General features: G+C 32.1%; 15 protein-coding genes. 10 read left to right on the forward strand and 5 right to left on the reverse strand.

The annotated features are described in order from the left end of the window. The first annotated feature begins 37 nt into the window (after window positions 1-37). The 6 genes from FT986_RS06790 (at window position 38) to FT986_RS06815 (ending at window position 6,106) form a co-directional block, all read left to right on the forward strand. On the forward strand, window positions 38-997 hold the full coding sequence (locus tag FT986_RS06790; RefSeq protein ID WP_147864438.1) for an isopenicillin N synthase family oxygenase: 960 nt from the start codon (window positions 38-40) through the stop codon (window positions 995-997). Between the two features lie 5 nt (window positions 998-1,002). Further along, window positions 1,003-1,332 carry a translation initiation factor gene (locus FT986_RS06795; RefSeq protein WP_147864439.1) on the forward strand — a complete coding sequence of 110 codons (330 nt, stop codon included), beginning with the start codon at window positions 1,003-1,005 and terminating at the stop codon, window positions 1,330-1,332. After that, window positions 1,325-2,257: a DUF1835 domain-containing protein gene (locus tag FT986_RS06800; RefSeq protein WP_147864440.1), complete on the forward strand. Its 933-nt coding sequence runs from the start codon at window positions 1,325-1,327 to the stop codon at window positions 2,255-2,257. Before FT986_RS06795 ends, FT986_RS06800 begins: the two co-directional genes overlap by 8 nt. A gap of 2 nt (window positions 2,258-2,259) precedes the next feature. After that, window positions 2,260-3,132 (forward strand): nucleoside phosphorylase, encoded by an 873-nt coding sequence (locus tag FT986_RS06805; RefSeq protein WP_147864441.1) that lies wholly within the window; start codon window positions 2,260-2,262, stop codon window positions 3,130-3,132. Between the two features lie 71 nt (window positions 3,133-3,203). Beyond that, window positions 3,204-5,255, forward strand: coding sequence for a polyphosphate kinase 1 (ppk1, locus tag FT986_RS06810; protein ID WP_147864442.1), 2,052 nt, complete (start codon window positions 3,204-3,206; stop codon window positions 5,253-5,255). Next, complete coding sequence (locus FT986_RS06815) at window positions 5,252-6,106, forward strand: substrate-binding domain-containing protein (RefSeq protein ID WP_147864443.1); 855 nt, start codon at window positions 5,252-5,254, stop codon at window positions 6,104-6,106. The genes ppk1 and FT986_RS06815 overlap by 4 nt, the downstream gene beginning before the upstream one ends. A gap of 211 nt (window positions 6,107-6,317) precedes the next feature. Here FT986_RS06815 and FT986_RS06820 read toward each other — a convergent pair whose 3' ends face one another. Beyond that, entirely contained in the window at window positions 6,318-6,983 is a 666-nt protein-coding gene (locus FT986_RS06820) for a uracil-DNA glycosylase (RefSeq protein WP_147864444.1), read from the reverse strand. 45 nt (window positions 6,984-7,028) lie between these two features. Here FT986_RS06820 and FT986_RS06825 point away from each other — a divergent pair, with 45 nt between their 5' ends. Next, entirely contained in the window at window positions 7,029-9,212 is a 2,184-nt protein-coding gene (locus tag FT986_RS06825) for a DNA mismatch repair protein MutS (protein WP_147864445.1), read from the forward strand. Then, window positions 9,212-9,628, forward strand: coding sequence for a thiol-disulfide oxidoreductase DCC family protein (locus FT986_RS06830; protein WP_147864446.1), 417 nt, complete (start codon window positions 9,212-9,214; stop codon window positions 9,626-9,628). Before FT986_RS06825 ends, FT986_RS06830 begins: the two co-directional genes overlap by 1 nt. Here the strand turns inward: FT986_RS06830 and FT986_RS06835 are convergent. The 4 genes from FT986_RS06835 to aroC form a co-directional block, all read right to left on the reverse strand. Beyond that, the gene (locus tag FT986_RS06835) at window positions 9,625-10,548 is read right to left on the reverse strand and encodes a hypothetical protein (protein WP_147864447.1); all 924 of its coding nucleotides are present in this window, start codon (window positions 10,546-10,548) and stop codon (window positions 9,625-9,627) included. The genes FT986_RS06830 and FT986_RS06835 overlap by 4 nt on opposite strands. A gap of 4 nt (window positions 10,549-10,552) precedes the next feature. Next, a complete protein-coding gene (locus tag FT986_RS06840) occupies window positions 10,553-11,626 on the reverse strand; it encodes a lamin tail domain-containing protein (RefSeq protein ID WP_147864448.1) in 1,074 nt (357 codons plus the stop codon). A 116-nt stretch (window positions 11,627-11,742) separates the two neighbouring features. After that, window positions 11,743-13,047, reverse strand: a complete 1,305-nt coding sequence (locus FT986_RS06845; RefSeq protein ID WP_147864449.1) for a dicarboxylate/amino acid:cation symporter — start codon at window positions 13,045-13,047, stop codon at window positions 11,743-11,745. Between the two features lie 16 nt (window positions 13,048-13,063). Beyond that, window positions 13,064-14,125 (reverse strand): chorismate synthase, encoded by a 1,062-nt coding sequence (gene aroC / locus FT986_RS06850; protein WP_147864450.1) that lies wholly within the window; start codon window positions 14,123-14,125, stop codon window positions 13,064-13,066. Window positions 14,126-14,297: 172 nt separating this feature from the next. On the opposite strand from aroC, the gene FT986_RS06855 reads away from it, so the two are divergent. Next, window positions 14,298-15,134: a UDP-2,3-diacylglucosamine diphosphatase gene (locus tag FT986_RS06855; protein ID WP_147864451.1), complete on the forward strand. Its 837-nt coding sequence runs from the start codon at window positions 14,298-14,300 to the stop codon at window positions 15,132-15,134. A 43-nt stretch (window positions 15,135-15,177) separates the two neighbouring features. Further along, window positions 15,178-15,978, forward strand: a complete 801-nt coding sequence (locus FT986_RS06860; RefSeq protein WP_147864452.1) for a hypothetical protein — start codon at window positions 15,178-15,180, stop codon at window positions 15,976-15,978. Window positions 15,979-16,056: the final 78 nt, after the last annotated feature.

Here is a 16,056-nt window from a genome sequence, read left to right on the forward strand (position 1 = left end):
ACTTTGTTAGATAACCAGAATTTGAATACATATGTCAATGAATAATATACCAAGCGTAGATCTTTCAGATTTTTTATCTGATGATCCTAAACGTAAAGAAAAGTTTGTAAACGAAATAGGTAAAGCTTATGAAGAAATAGGTTTTGTATCTTTAAAAAACCATTTTCTAAGCGATGATCTTGTAAGTGAACTCTATAAAGAAGTAAAGTCCTTTTTTGATCTTTCTTTAGAAACTAAAGAGAAATACGAAATTGAGGGATTAGGCGGACAAAGAGGTTATATCTCTTTTGGAAAGGAGCATGCAAAGGGAAAAAAAGAGGGTGATTTAAAAGAATTTTGGCACTTTGGTCAAGAACCTTCAGAAGATGCAAATTTAATAGAAGATTATCCAGAAAACGTTCAGGTTGAAGAGCTAAAAGACTTTAATAAAACTGGGATGGAAGCTTATAGAATGCTAGAAAAAACAGGGATTTATGTTCTTCGTGCATTAGCCTTATATATCAATTTAGACGAAAACTATTTTGATCATTGGGCGAGTAATGGTAATAGTATTTTAAGACCTATTCACTACCCTCCTATTACTGAAGAACCTAAAGGCGCTGTAAGAGCTGGAGCTCATGGTGATATTAATCTTATTACTCTGCTAATGGGTGCTTCTACTGGTGGCTTACAAGTTTTAAGAAAAGATGGAGAATGGATTGACGCTATTCCTGAAGAAGATGAATTGGTGATTAACGTTGGAGATATGTTAGAAAGACACACCAATAATAAATTGAGATCAACTATTCACCGTGTAATCAACCCACCAAAAGAACAATGGTCACAACCTAGATATTCTATTCCATTTTTTATGCATCCTCGTAGTGAGATGAAATTAGATTGTTTAGAAGAATGTATTGATGAAAATCATCCTAAGCAATATGAAGATATTACTGCTGGAGAATTTTTACACCAGCGATTGGTAGAAATAGGTTTAATTAAAGAAGATAAAGCCTAATAATTATGGATTTAAAAGATCAGTTAAAAAATCTTTTTCCAGATCACGAAGTCAGTGGACCCGAAAATCATGAGGAGGACCAAAATGGAATTTGGTTACAAGACGATCCGCTTATTTGCAAATATGAAAAAAGAAAAGGTAAGCCTGTCACCATCATTGAAGGTTATACAGGTGCCGATGAAGATTTTAAAATTTTAGCTAAAGAACTTAAAACGACGCTTGGCGTTGGAGGATCTACTAAAAATGAACAAATCATTATTCAAGGTGATTATCGTCCCCAGATTATGGAAATGTTAAAAGAAAAGGGCTTTCAGGTAAAGCGCGTTGGTGGATAATTCTCGTACACTACATATCATAAATGGTGATAGTGTTGTAACTCCATTAAATCATCTAAACCTTAACGGAAAAAAATTCGTTTGGAGAGAGATGCTTTGTGAAGGACCTACAGAAATCCATCCTAATACTTCAAGTTTTAAAGAAGTTAGAAAAGCTTTTTTATCTAAGTATTATGATATTCCGCCAAAGGATTATGAAGATAAATTTATTTCTCAATTTTCTATTCTTGAAGATAACCAATTCTCTGAAGTCAATTTATGGTTTGAATATGATCTATTTTGTCATATGAATATGCTGGCAGCTATTCAGCTGTTATCCGATTTAGAATTTGATCTTCCTATTTATCTTATCTGTAGCGGAAGAATAAAAGGCGAAAGCAAATTGAAAGGTTTAGCCGAATTAACTACAGAAGAATTTAAGCAAGAATATGAGAATCGTGTTTTATTAACAAAAGATGATATTGAACTTGCTTTACATATTTGGACGCTTTACAACGAGAAAAATCCAAAAAAAATAGTTCCGTTACTTAGCAAAGATTCCAATTTTAAATATTTATCAAGTTGTCTAAGAGCTCATTTAGAACGATTTCCTAATGCTATAACAGGATTAAATGTATTAGAAGAAAATCTTTTAAATTTAATAAATAACTACCATATTACTTCTGCCCATCAATGGTTAGGCTATAGTTTACAATATCAAGGCTATTATGGTTATGGGGATTTACAAATGCAAAAATTAATTGATAAGTTAAGTACTTTTACGGTCCACACAAAAGATAGGTTAATTCTCAATGATAAAGGAATGTCTATTATAAATAACAAAGAAAACTTTTATAGAGAAATGAAGGATACTATGGTTTTTGGTGGAGCCTATAAATATGATTTCCTCTATAATAAAGACTCTCATAAGCTATTAAAATTATAAATATGATTAAAGAATCTGAGCTAATATTAAATCCAGATGGTAGTATATATCATCTTAATTTAAAACCAGAAAACATATCTAATTACATCATCACGGTTGGTGATCCAGACCGTATAGATAGCATTACAAAACATTTTGATAATGTTGAATTTAAAACCCAAAAAAGAGAGTTTCAAACCCAAACGGGAACTTATAAAAACAGAAGAATAACAGTAGTTTCAACTGGTATTGGTACTGATAATATTGATATTGTTTTTAATGAGTTAGATGCTTTAGTAAATATAGATTTAGAAACTAGGAAGGTCAAAAAAGAACATCAACAGCTTACTTTTGTAAGAATTGGAACATCGGGATCTATTCAAAAAGATATTCCTGTAGACTCTTTTTTAGCTTCAGAAAAAGCGATTGGTTTTGATGGGCTCCTCTACTATTACGAGAGTGATGAATTCTTAGAGAAAGGGATTGCAAATAAACTTCAAGAACACTTAAATTTACATCCGCATAAAGCGACACCTTATGTAGTAAATTCTAGTAAAACCCTTTTAGATCATTTTACGAAAGACGAAAAGGTTTTTAAAGGAATCACAGGTACAAACGTTGGCTTTTACGGTCCGCAAGGCCGTGTTTTGAGAGCAAGCTTACAAGATGAAAATTTCATAGATGAATTAACCAGTTTTAAGTATCAAGATTATAAAATCACTAATCTAGAAATGGAAACAAGTGGTATTTACGGTATGTCTAAGCTATTAGGTCACAGAGCGCTATCTATGAATGCAATTATAGCGAATAGAGAAACTGGAGATTTTAGTAATGATCCTTTACAAGCCGTAGAAGACCTCATTATATTTACTTTAAACAAAATGGCTACTATATAATAGGCTTTATTTAACAGAACTTTAGCCGCTAAAGGAGGGCTTAATTTGTAGTTTTGAAGAAATTATAATCTATGCTAGACCCAGAATTTAATAATCTAAAACACAGAGATCTTGACTGGTTGAACTTCAATAAACGTGTTTTACAAGAAGCGGAAGATGAAGGTAATCCGCTTTATGAAAGATTAAAATTCTTAGCTATTTTTTCTTCAAATTTAGATGAGTATTTTAGAGTTAGGGTATCACAACTTAGACAAATTAAAAGAATTAAAAAGAGTTTACGTAAAAAGCTTGCCTTAAAACCTTCTAAAAAAGTAAAAGAAATTCTAAGCATAGTTTCTCAACAACAACAGGAGTTTGGTGATATTTTTCATGATCAGATTATTCCTGAATTAGCAAAAAATCACATTCATCTTATAAATGATAGGGATTTTTCTGCCGACCAAAAACAAGAAATAAATACATTTTATAAAAATAATATTGAAAGATCTCTACAACCTCAAATTGTAGATTTTGAAAAGGAGAAACGTATTTTTATTGAAAATAATACGATTTATTTTTTTGTGACTTTTAAAGAAAATGAAAAAGTAGGTTTTGTAAATATTCCATTAAACGATCACGGTAGATTTTATACATTTAATTCTAAGAAAGATTTTTACATCACTTTTATAGATGATATTGTTCGCTATAAAATGTCATCGGTGTTTCCCAATGAAGAAGTTACAGGCATTTATGAAATAAAAATGTCTCGAGATGCAGAGTTATATATCGATGATCAATATGATGGTGTTTTAGCCGAAAAGATTTATGATTCTTTAGCCCAACGAACAGATGGGCAACCTACACGTTTATTGTATGATGCCCATATGCCAAAAGATTTTCAGAAAAAACTGAGAAAGCATTTAGGTTTGGGAAAAATAGATATGATGCCTGGAGGAAGGTATCATAACTTTAGTGATTTTTTCAGTTTTCCGAATCCTTCCGATAATAAAAAATTAAATTTTGAACCTCTATCTCCAATTCTGCATCGCGAATTAGAAAATTCTGAGGATTACTTTACTTCAATTAAAGAAAAGGATTTATTAGTTCATTTTCCCTACATGTCTTTTTCTTATGTAGAAAATTTTATAGAAAAAGCAGCAAATGATAATGATGTCACCGCAATTAAAATTTCTTTTTACCGAGTTGCCGATGAGTCTAAACTTACTACATCGCTTCTAAAAGCTTTAGAACAAGGGAAAGAAGTGACCGTTTTTATTGAAGCGAAAGCTCGTTTTGATGAAGAAAATAATATCACTTGGGGAAGAAAATTCGAGAAGAAAGGAGCTAAAGTTATTTATAGCTACCCCAAAATAAAAGTGCATTCAAAAATATTCTTTGTAGAACGAATAGAAAATGGAGAAAAGTTACGGTATGCATATATTGGGACGGGTAATTTTAATAGCGAAACCAGTAAAATATATTGTGACCACGGATTATTTACCGCAAATAAAAAAATCACTAAAGAATTAGAACGAGTATTTAAGGTTTTAGAGAGGGATCTTATCATCCCTAGAGCTAAAAACTTGTTAATTTCACCTTTTAATACAAGAAGAGATTTTACAAAACTTATTCTGCAAGAAATAGATTATGCTAAAGCAGGATTAGAAGCTAAAATCACTGCAAAAATGAATAGTCTTGAAGATCCAGAGATCATTAATCTTTTATATAAGGCTAGTGAAAGCGGTGTAAAAATAAGACTAATTGTTAGAGGTTTTACTTGTCTAACCGCAGGTTTACCTCAAATTAGTGAAAACATATACATTACAAGTATTGTAGATCGATTTTTAGAACATGGTAGAATCTACCTTTTTCATAATAATGGAGAGGAAAAAATGTATTTTGGAAGTGCAGATTGGATGACTAGAAATCTAGACCGAAGAATTGAAGTTCTTGCTCCTGTAATGGATGAGCAAATATTTAAGGAGTTAAAAGATATTCTTGACATACAATTAAAGGATAACCAAAAAGCTAGAATACAAGACGCCTCCGAAGCAAATGAATATGTAAAAGCTAAAAAGGGAGAGGAAAAAATTAATTCTCAAGCAAAAATTTATCAATATTTAAAAGAAAAACATTCCGCATGAAGTCAATAAGAGTTGGTGGTGTACCAGAACATTTTAATTACCCTTGGCATATTGGTTTAAAAAAAGGTTTATTCAAAGAACAAAATATAGATGTTACTTGGCAAGATTTTTATGGAGGTACGGGAGAGTTAAGTAGAGCATTACACAATGATGAGATAGATGTTGCTCTAGTATTAACCGAAAGTATCATTAAAGAAATTGAAGACGGAGCACCTTTTAAAATTATACAAGAATATATTGCTACACCATTAATTTGGGGAATTCATGTTGCAGCAGAGTCTGATTATGAACATATGAATGAACTAGAAAACACAACTTCTGCTATCAGTAGATTTGGTTCTGGTTCCCACCTTATGACTTACGTAAATGCTAAAAATGAAGAATGGGATACTAGAAATCTAAAATTTGAAGTCGTAAAAAATTTAGCAGGAGCTGTAAAAGCTTTACCTAACAATGATGCTCAATATTTTATGTGGGAACATTTTACGACTAAGCCCTTGGTAGATAATGGGACTTTTAGAAGAATAACCGACTGTCCTACTCCTTGGCCGTGTTTTGTTATTGTTAGTAAAGATGATTTTATTGCTGAAAATTCTTCAGACTTAAAAAATATGCTGGATACCCTTAACGGAATCACTAAAGATTTTAAAAGCATCCCTAAAATAAGTACACAGTTGGCTAAGAACTATCAGCAAAATGAGGAAGATATTTTAGAATGGTTAAACTTGACGGAATGGAGTCAAAAGCAAATTAATCCTAAAGAAGTTGAAGTTATTCAAAATCAATTGGAAGATTTAAACCTAATTACTCAAAAATCTGAATTTAAAAACATCTGTAAATCAATAGATTAAATAAAAACACAACTTAATATTACTTTTGTGTTAATAAATCATAAAATAAACGCAACCTTTGCAGCTTTTTTACATCTAGTAGATAAAGAACTTAGGTATGTTTATATTTTCAATTGTGTTATTTAGTCTTCTTCTTATTAATCTTTTTTTGTTTTTATTCAGTAGAAATAAAAATGAAAATATTGATACTGAGAAATACGAAGTGAAGTAATTACCAATTTATTGGTTGTTGCCCCGTATCCTTTAAAATAGCATTAGTTTTACTAAAATGCTTATTTCCGAACCAGTATCCTCTATTTGCACTTAAGGGGGAAGGATGACCAGAAGTTAGAATATGATGCTTTTTAGTATCTATAAGTTTAACCTTCTTTTTAGCAAAGCCTCCCCATAGCAAGAAAATTACATTTTCTCTATTTTTAGAAATCTTTGAAATAACCTGATCTGTAAACTGCTCCCAACCTTTCTTTTGGTGACTTCCAGCTTCGTGGGCCCTGACAGTTAATGTGGCATTTAAAAGTAAAACGCCTTGATTAGCCCATCTTTCTAAATTTCCAGTACTGGGAAATGGTTGATCAACATCTTGTTCGATTTCTTTGAAAATATTGATTAAAGAAGGTGGCATTTTTACTTCATCTTTCACAGAAAAACATAAGCCATTCGCTTGGTTAACCCCGTGATAAGGGTCTTGTCCCAAGATAACTACTTTTACATCATTAAAATGACAATGCTCAAAAGCTGCAAAAATATCACTTCCTTTGGGGTAACAAATTTTAGTTTGGTATTCATTCTTTACAAATGAAATTAGATCTTTAAAGTAAGATTTTTCAAATTCTTCATTTAATTGATTTTTCCAGCTGTCATGGATATTTACCTTCATAAAATTATCGTTAAATTTGCCTTACTACGAAAGTAGAAAATTGCTATGATAAAAATTACAGAAAAGACTTTAAAAGATTTAGAATTTACTACAGTTTGTAGTCAAGTTGAAGAATATTGCATTACCAATTTAGGTAAAGAAAAAGCATTAAATCTAAAACCTTTCACTTCTAAAGAAGAGACGGTATTTGCGTTACATCAAACCCAAGAATATCTTTCTTCAGATTTGCAAGAGGCTAAAATCCCTAATCACGGATTTGATCCTATTTTTAATGAAATAAAATTTCTCACCATAGAGGATAGTAGTTTGGAACTACTAAGTTTTAGACGTATTGCTGCTATTTCTCAAACAGCAAACGCTCAAATTTTATTTTTTAGAAAATATAAAGAAATCTATCCTACGCTTTACAAGACTACTAACGAGGTAGAATTTACCAAAGAAATAATCGAAGGTATAGAGTTAGTCATCGATAGATTTGGAGAAATTAAAGATAACGCCTCTCCCCTTTTACAAAGCATACGTAGGTCTATTAATAGCGTTCGCTCCCAAATCAATTCTAGTTTTGTAAGCGATTTATCTAAATACCAAAGTTATGGATACTTGGATGATATAAAAGAATCTGTAGTTGATAACATTCGGGTTCTCGCTGTAAATGCGATGTATCGAAAAAAAGTAAAAGGGTCTATTTTAGGTACTTCTAAAACGGGAAGCATCATTTATATGCAACCAGAAAATACATTAAGGTACTCTCGTGAACTCAACAACCTAGAATACGACGAAAAAGAAGAAATAAATCGCATTTTAAAGCAGCTTACCGAAATTATTAGGCCTTACCGTCCCCTACTCATCGAATATCAAAATCTCTTGAGTGATATAGATGTTATTGCTGCTAAAACAAAATATGGCAAATCTATGAATGCGGTATTGCCAAAATTGAGTAATGAGAGAGAGTTAGATATTAAGGAAGCTTATCATCCGCTTCTTTATTTGAATAATAAAATGAAGAATGAAAAAACATATCCGCAAAGTATAAAGTTATCAAAAGACAATCGGATAATTGTTATTTCTGGACCTAATGCAGGAGGAAAAAGTATTACGCTCAAAACGGTGGGATTATTACAAATTATGCTTCAGTCTGGTTTATTAATACCCGTTCACGAATATTCTCGAGTATGCTTTTTTGATAAGATTCTAACCGATATTGGCGACAATCAGAGTATTGAAAATCACTTAAGTACCTATTCGTACCGCTTAAAAAACATGAAGCACTTTTTAAGAAAGTGTAATGATAAGACACTTTTTTTAATCGATGAATTTGGTACAGGTAGTGATCCAGAACTGGGAGGTGCCTTAGCGGAAACTTTTCTGGAAGTTTTTTACGAAAAAGAATCTTTCGGAATCATCACTACGCATTATGCCAACCTTAAAAAAATGGCTCAAGAAACCGAAGCGATTAGCAATGCAAATATGTTATTCGATTCTAAAACATTAGAGCCCTTATTTAAATTGCATCTAGGAGAAGCTGGTAGTTCATTTACCTTTGAAGTGGCCCAAAAAAACGGTATACCTTACAGTTTAATCAATCGTTCTAAAAAGAAAGTAGAACGGGGCAAAATAAGATTCGATAAGAGTATTGCTAAATTGCAGCAGGAACGATCTAAGCTTGCTAAAACTACTTCTAACTTAAAAGAGAAAGAACTTAAAGCTCAAGAAGAACAACAAAAGTTAGATGAAATCAATACTAGAGTTCAGCAAAAGTTAGAAGGCTTTCAAGAATTATATGATAGTAATCAAAAGCATATATATTTAGGTCAGAAATTAGATGATCTAGCCGATAAATTCTTTAGAAACAATAAAAAGAAAGACCTTATTGCCGAGTTTTTAAAGCTTGTGGCTATAGAAAATTCTAAGAGAAAGAAAGAGTCTAAGAAGAAAATACAAGAAAAGAAAAAGAAAGAAGAGTCGATAAAAAAAGAAGCTGTTAAGAAAATAGAGGTTATCCGACAAAAGAAAAAAGAAGAAAAAGTTAAACAAGATATCATTGAAAAAGAAGCAGCAGAGAAGAAAATCGTTTCTTTTAAAATAAATGATCGTGTTCGCTTAGAAGGAAGTCGCTCTGTAGGAACAATCGATAAAATTGAAAAAGGCAAAGCTATAATTAATTACGGTATGTTTACCTCTTCTGTTCCAATTGAGCAGATAGAATTGGTGCAAAGAGAAAAAAAGTAATGGAAAATCTACCAAAAAATAAAAAAATAATCCTTTTTGATGGAGTTTGTACTCTCTGTAATAATGCTATTGATTTTATCATAAAAAAAGATCATAAAAATCAATTTGTTTTTGCTTCTTTACAAAGTGATGTTGGCCAAAAGCTCACAGAAGAACGTGGCATTGATACTTCCCAAATAGACTCCATGATTTTAATTATTCCTGGCGAAGCTTATTATATAAAATCTACCGCTGCATTACAAATCTTCAAAAGATTAAAAGGTATTATTTCGCTTACGCGGATTTTTTTACCACTTCCTCAAAGTTTTAGAGATGGCGTATATGATATTATCGCTAAAAATCGATACAAATGGTTTGGAAAAAAGGAAACTTGTAGAATGCCAAGTCCAGAGGAAAAAGCAAAATTCTTAGACTAATCGCAACTAACAGTGATGTCATCTAAAAAATATTGTTCTGCTCCAGCCCAATTTTGAAACCTTATTCTAATAACAAGGTCATGGCCAGATAAACCATTTACACTTACCGTTACTGGCGAAACTAAATTATCAATTAAAGTATGATTAGAATTCCCCAAACCATTATAATTAGGTACTTCAATAAAAGTAGAACCTCCGTTAGTAGAATATAATACATCTACATAATCATTTCCTATAGATTCTTCACCACAATTAAAATCGTCTATATGCTCTACGCTATCGTATTCTAAATTGCCATTTTCATAAATGGTAAATGAAAAATTAATGTTTGTATATCCTGAAATATCAATACTTTGAGTTTCAAACAATAAAGGACCATTAGCATCTTGAATTTCTAATTGACCATTCTTCACTAAAGCATAATCACTCGCGTTCGCTAAAGTTCCCGGATAAGCTAAACTCCCATCTCTGCTTGATGAAAAAGAGCTTAATGTAAATTTATTTATCATCGTTGGGTAATCGCCATTTGTAGCAGAAGCTCCTGTAATTCCACTATCGGCTGAATATGAATTAAAATCTTCAGAAAAGATAACACCATTACACACTTGGTTAAAACAGGTAATACTCCTCCATACATTAACTACAGCATCGTAAATGTCCCAACATTGTTTGCCCGTATTTTCATCAAATAAGTACACCATTAAGCCATCATCTCTTAAATCAACCGTAGACACAGGAATTGAACTTTGCTGAATTTCATTTACAACGGGCATTAAAAAACCTCCGTAGTTGGTAGTTGGATATTGCTTCGCCTCTAAATGAAGAACTACTGCATCACTTAAATTAGTTGTATTTATGGCAACTTGCCCTAAAAATAAATTCGGTAAACATAATAATATAACACCTAGTATATTTTTCATCTGGTTAAAAGTTATGATTACCCAAACCTGTAAAAGTATTTTGTGGGAACGAATCGTAATCATTAGCATTATATGATGTAGATGGACCTATTCCTGGTTTTTTTCTCAAGGTTACATCTTTTGCGAAATCAGAAGAGTTCCCAACTACACCAATAATATCTATTGTAGTAGAGGATAAATCTTCTAAAATAACTACATCATTTCCGTTAAATGGGAAGGCATATGTCTTATTACTAGATCCTGAATATGAAGAATGAGCTATTACATAAACTTCACCATTTTGTAAATTAACACTGGGGAAAAGAAAAGTATAAGAAGAAGAACTAGATCCATTTTGAAATCCAGAAATTTGATAATTTGCTAGATTTATGGATGAACCTGTAAAATTTGCTACTTCAATAATTTTATTATTACTACTACCTTCTATATACTCAGAAATAAATAAATCTAACGCAGGAGTAAAAGCATTTGAAATGGGTCCGTCAAAATTAGATAAAACAATATTTCCTGGTGAATTTCCTTGGGTAGCTATCGGTTCTACAGAGAAACCTATGTAGAGTCCAACCTCTGAATTTAAGATTGTGTAATTAGAACTGGTTCCCGATTGTATTAAAATAGGATTGCTTCCATCACTACTTGCAGATTTATACCAAGTGTAAATATGATTTCCTGGAGGATCATTTTCATCGTCAAAGTAATTAAATTGTGCATTTATAGTTTCAGTGTCAGCTAAAGTCCCTTGTATAGTTAAATTTGAAGCTATAGGAACATCATTGACTGGCATACAATATACGTTCTCCCATATATCATCTACACTATTATAAATTTGGATGCAACGATCATTTCCTTCTGAATAAAAAATCATCATTCCTTCATCCACTACCGTAACAGGAATTAAATCTCGTTCTGCTAAAGATACTTTTGGAGGCATAAATCCGCCAAAATTAATATTATCTGCAGTACTGTGAACATCTAAAACAGAAGCAGGGCTAGGGCTGCTTGTATTAATTCCCACTTGAGAAAATAGTATCGAGGTATATGTGAGAAAAAGAATTAGAACCATAAAGCGTAAATTCATTGTTTTTATTTAGGGTAATAAAACAACGATTATTAGCTTTAAGCTTAATTAGCTTAATGTAAATAAATAATTAAGACATAATCAAATACGATAAAAACCTTAAAATAGCCGATTAATTACTTCTTGTAATTATCATTCCAGTTTTTCACAAAAGGTTGATCTCTTAATCTGCCTACGGCTTTTGCCACCAACATAGATACCGATGCATCTCCTGTTACATTTACTGTTGTTCTACACATATCTAAAGGTCTATCTATTGCAAAAATAAGAGCTAAACCAGCTTCAGGGATTCCTGCTTGTGCAAGTACGATAACTAACATGACCATTCCTGCTCCAGGAACAGCGGCAGAACCTATGGAAGCTAAAGTAGCTGTAGCTATGATACCTAATTGGGTAGTAAATGAAAGATCCATACCAAATGCTTGTGCAATAAACACTGCAGCCACAGCTTGATATAAGCTGGTACCGTCCATATTAATTGTCGCTCCAATTGGTAATACAAAACTAGAAACCTCTTTCTCTACACCCAAGTGCTCTTCTACCCTTTCCATAGTTACTGGTAAAGTAGCTGCACTAGAACTCGTTGAAAATGCTAAGAGTTGTGCAGGAGAAATTCCGTTAAGAAAAAATTTAGGAGATTTCTTAGTAAATATCCATACGATTAATATATAAACACCAATCATCAATAACAAGCCTGAAATTACACATAGTGCGTACATGGCTAAGGCGGCAAATAAATCGGCACTTGGAGATTCAACTACTAGAGCAGCTAATAGAGCAAAAACCCCATAAGGTGCGGCAAGCATAATGATATCAATCATTTTTAAAATCACTTCATTAAAGCCATCAAAGAAAGATTTTACAGGTTGCGCTGTTTTTTCGGGGATGAGAATAAGTCCAATTCCAAAGAAGATAGCAAAGAAAATAACTTGTAACATATTAGAGTTACTAGAAGAAGCTCCAATTATATTTCCTGGAACAATATCTACTAAGGCCTGTAAGGGTCCTGCATTTTTTTGTTTTTCGGCATCTTGTCGTTTTAAATCTGCTTCTCCCCCATAACTTGCCACTAATTCTTCTCTAGTTTCTTCGGTAATGGTGTTTCCTGGTTTTACTAGGTTTACTACTCCTAAGCCAATAGAAACAGCTATTATGGTAGTAGCAATGTAGGTAAGAATGGTTCGAGCTCCCATTTGGGAAAGTTTAGAAATATCTTTTAAATCTGATACCCCTTTAATTAATGAAGCCAAAATTAACGGTACAGCTATTAGTTTTAGTGCATTGATAAAAATGGTTCCGAAAGGTTTTATCCAATTACTGATAAAGCCCGAACCCCATTCAAAGTTGCTTAAAATCAATGCGAATATAACTCCGAGAGCCATTCCTAATAATATTTGCCAGTGTAATGCTAATTTCTTCATTTAAATAAAAATAATTTTATGAATTAAATCTTCTTTGTAATAAAATAAAGTCTGCTAAAACCAATGCTGCCATAGCTTCAACTATTGGAACAGCTCTAGGAACTACACAAGGATCATGTCTTCCTTTGCCTTGCATCTCAACAGTTTCGCCTTTATTGTTTATGGTAGTTTGCTTTTGAATTAAAGTAGCAACAGGCTTAAAAGCTACTTTAAAATAAATAGGCATTCCGTTAGAAATCCCACCTTGAATACCTCCACTATAATTGGTTGTAGTTTTTTTAGCAGATGTAAATGCATCATTATGCTCACTACCTCTCATTTTTGAACCTTCAAAACCACTACCGTATTCAAATCCTTTTACAGCGTTTATAGAAAGCATGGCCTTTCCTAAATTGGCGTGTAATTTATCAAAAACTGGTTCTCCCAAACCGGTTGGGACATTTTCAATGACACAAGAAATAATTCCGCCAAGGCTATCTCCCTCTTTTTTAACAGAAGTAATTAAAGATTCCATTTTTGAGGCTAGATTAGCATTAGGACATCGTACTACATTGTTTTCAATCTCTGTAAAATCTATAGGATTTTCTTCTGTTAACTGAATTTCACCTACCCCGCTTGTATATGCAGTAATTTTAATATCGGTTAGAAAAAGTTTTGCAATTGCCCCTGCAACTACTCTACAAACGGTTTCTCTAGCACTAGACCTTCCGCCTCCTCTATAATCACGTTCACCATATTTCTCGTCATACGTGAAATCGGCATGGCTAGGTCTGTAAACGTCTTTAATGTGATCATAGTCTTTAGATTTCTGATTGGTGTTTTTAACCACAAAACCAATTGGAGTTCCCGTAGTTTTCCCTTCAAAAATTCCTGAATAAAATTCTACTTCATCGGCCTCTTTTCGTTGAGTAACAATTTTTGACTGACCTGGTTTCCTCCTTTTTAATTCTTTCTGAATAAAATCGAAGTCTATCACAACTCCCGAAGGACAACCTTCAATAATACCACCTAATGCTTCTCCGTGAGATTCGCCAAACGTGGTGAGTTGAAATAAAGTACCAATAGAATTTCCTGCCATGAGCAATTTTTAACAAATGTAAATTTTTAGAAAGATAATTAAAAGTTCTAGTTAACTAAACTTTAATCTAAAAAATACAGATTAGATATAACTTTTTGTTTAACAACACTTAATACTATAGAAATAATAACCCTTCAAATAAAACTCATCTTTGCATGCAAATTAATAGTTAATGAAAAAAAGAAAAGTCGAACTCGTTGTAATATCTGATGTGCATTTAGGTACTTTTGGATGCCACGCAAAAGAGCTTTTACTTTATTTGAATAGCATAAAGCCCAAGAAACTCATCTTAAATGGGGATATTATAGATATTTGGCAATTTAGAAAACGATATTTTCCTAAATCTCATCTCGAGGTCATAAAAAAAATTATAGATCTTTCGGCTAATGGAACTGAAGTGATTTATATCACAGGAAATCATGATGATTTACTTCGGAAGTTTTGTGACGTTAAAATGGGAAAGATCTCTTTAGTAAATAAAGTTGTGCTTAACCTTGACGGAAAAAAAGCATGGTTTTTTCACGGTGATGTGTTTGATGCATCTATACAAAACGCAAAATGGCTTGCAAAGCTTGGTGGTTGGGGCTATGATATTCTTATTTTAATTAATAGGTTTCTTAATTGGTGGTTATTAAAATTTAAAAGAGAAAAATTCTCTCTTTCTAAGAAAATTAAAAATGGTGTAAAAAAAGCAGTAAAACATATAAATGATTTTGAAGAAGTAGCTTCAGATTTAGCAATAGAAAAGAACTATAAATATGTAATCTGTGGTCATATTCATCAGCCTCAAATTGTACGAAAGGTGAACAGAAACGGTACTTGTTTATATTTAAACTCAGGTGATTGGGTAGAAAACCTTACTTCTTTAGAGTACCATCAAAAGCGTTGGAAGTTGCATCAATTCCGTAAAGAAGATTATGCAAACCTTCACCAAGAAGAAATCGAAAAGGATGTAAAAACCGAATTTCAGGATTTATTAGCTGCCATTACAATCACGACACCTAAATGAAGAAATTAAAAAAAATCTATATATTTGGGGAAATTATAACCCTATGAAACTACGAATATTAAGTATTGCTTTGGTGATGATCAGTCTATTTTCATGTTCATCTGATGATACATCGGTTAACGATACCAATAACAGTGATTACTTCCCTTTAACTACGGGAAATGAATGGAATTACAGCAACTCCTCCCAGACTCAAGGAGAGCAAGAAGTTACCAATGACGAGAAGCTCACAATAACATCAGAAAATGATAATGCTTATGCTTTTAATTCTTCTGCAGATCCGTTAGAAAGAGGGATCATTACTGGTATTTTGGCAAATGGTAGTCTTTCAAAACAAAACGGCCAATTGGTTTATAATGGAGAGTATGTAGTAGATCTTAGTCTTTATAATTTAGACAATTTAACCATACCGCTTACAGATTTGGTCGTGTATGATATCAATGCTTCTGCTGGTGAAAATCTATCTAACATTTCAAATACCATCGACCAAACTTTTAATATCCAAGGGCAAGAAATTCCCTTAGTTATAGAATATTCTTTAAATACACAGCAAAATGAAATTCTTGAAAGTTATAGCGTAAGTGGAACTTCTTATGATAATGTTTTGAAATCTAGCGTTTCATTAACTTTAGAAGTTAATGCTAATATCATAGTTTCCATCCCGCTTTTAGAAGAGCAAGAAGTGTTAAGTTCTTCAAATTATTACGCAGAAAATATCGGACTTATATTTAGTGAAAATCAAGCTAATTATAATTTTGAAGACCTTTCTCAATTTGGCGTTCCTAATATGGATTCTATAAAAATAGATTCATCACAATCTATTGAATCATATATAATTAATTAAATTTATAGAGGTCAGTATATAAATACTTATCTTTAAGGTCAATAAATATGATGTAATATGAACATTTTTAAAGGACAA

Source organism: Mesonia sp. K4-1 (assembly GCF_008017825.1).
Lineage (GTDB): Bacteria > Bacteroidota > Bacteroidia > Flavobacteriales > Flavobacteriaceae > Mesonia.

Excerpts from the sequence above, each read along its gene's own strand:
- ppk1 (WP_147864442.1), top strand. The coding sequence starts at position 3,204 with ATGCTAGACCCAGAATTTAATAATCTAAAACACAGAGATCTTGACTGG.
- FT986_RS06820 (WP_147864444.1), bottom strand. The coding sequence starts at position 6,983 with ATGAAGGTAAATATCCATGACAGCTGGAAAAATCAATTAAATGAAGAA.
- FT986_RS06805 (WP_147864441.1), top strand. The coding sequence starts at position 2,260 with ATGATTAAAGAATCTGAGCTAATATTAAATCCAGATGGTAGTATATAT.
- FT986_RS06845 (WP_147864449.1), bottom strand. The coding sequence starts at position 13,047 with ATGAAGAAATTAGCATTACACTGGCAAATATTATTAGGAATGGCTCTC.
- FT986_RS06825 (WP_147864445.1), top strand. The coding sequence starts at position 7,029 with ATGATAAAAATTACAGAAAAGACTTTAAAAGATTTAGAATTTACTACA.
- FT986_RS06790 (WP_147864438.1), top strand. The coding sequence starts at position 38 with ATGAATAATATACCAAGCGTAGATCTTTCAGATTTTTTATCTGATGAT.
- FT986_RS06815 (WP_147864443.1), top strand. The coding sequence starts at position 5,252 with ATGAAGTCAATAAGAGTTGGTGGTGTACCAGAACATTTTAATTACCCT.
- FT986_RS06830 (WP_147864446.1), top strand. The coding sequence starts at position 9,212 with ATGGAAAATCTACCAAAAAATAAAAAAATAATCCTTTTTGATGGAGTT.
- FT986_RS06860 (WP_147864452.1), top strand. The coding sequence starts at position 15,178 with ATGAAACTACGAATATTAAGTATTGCTTTGGTGATGATCAGTCTATTT.
- aroC (WP_147864450.1), bottom strand. The coding sequence starts at position 14,125 with ATGGCAGGAAATTCTATTGGTACTTTATTTCAACTCACCACGTTTGGC.
- FT986_RS06835 (WP_147864447.1), bottom strand. The coding sequence starts at position 10,548 with ATGAAAAATATACTAGGTGTTATATTATTATGTTTACCGAATTTATTT.
- FT986_RS06855 (WP_147864451.1), top strand. The coding sequence starts at position 14,298 with ATGAAAAAAAGAAAAGTCGAACTCGTTGTAATATCTGATGTGCATTTA.
- FT986_RS06795 (WP_147864439.1), top strand. The coding sequence starts at position 1,003 with ATGGATTTAAAAGATCAGTTAAAAAATCTTTTTCCAGATCACGAAGTC.
- FT986_RS06840 (WP_147864448.1), bottom strand. The coding sequence starts at position 11,626 with ATGAATTTACGCTTTATGGTTCTAATTCTTTTTCTCACATATACCTCG.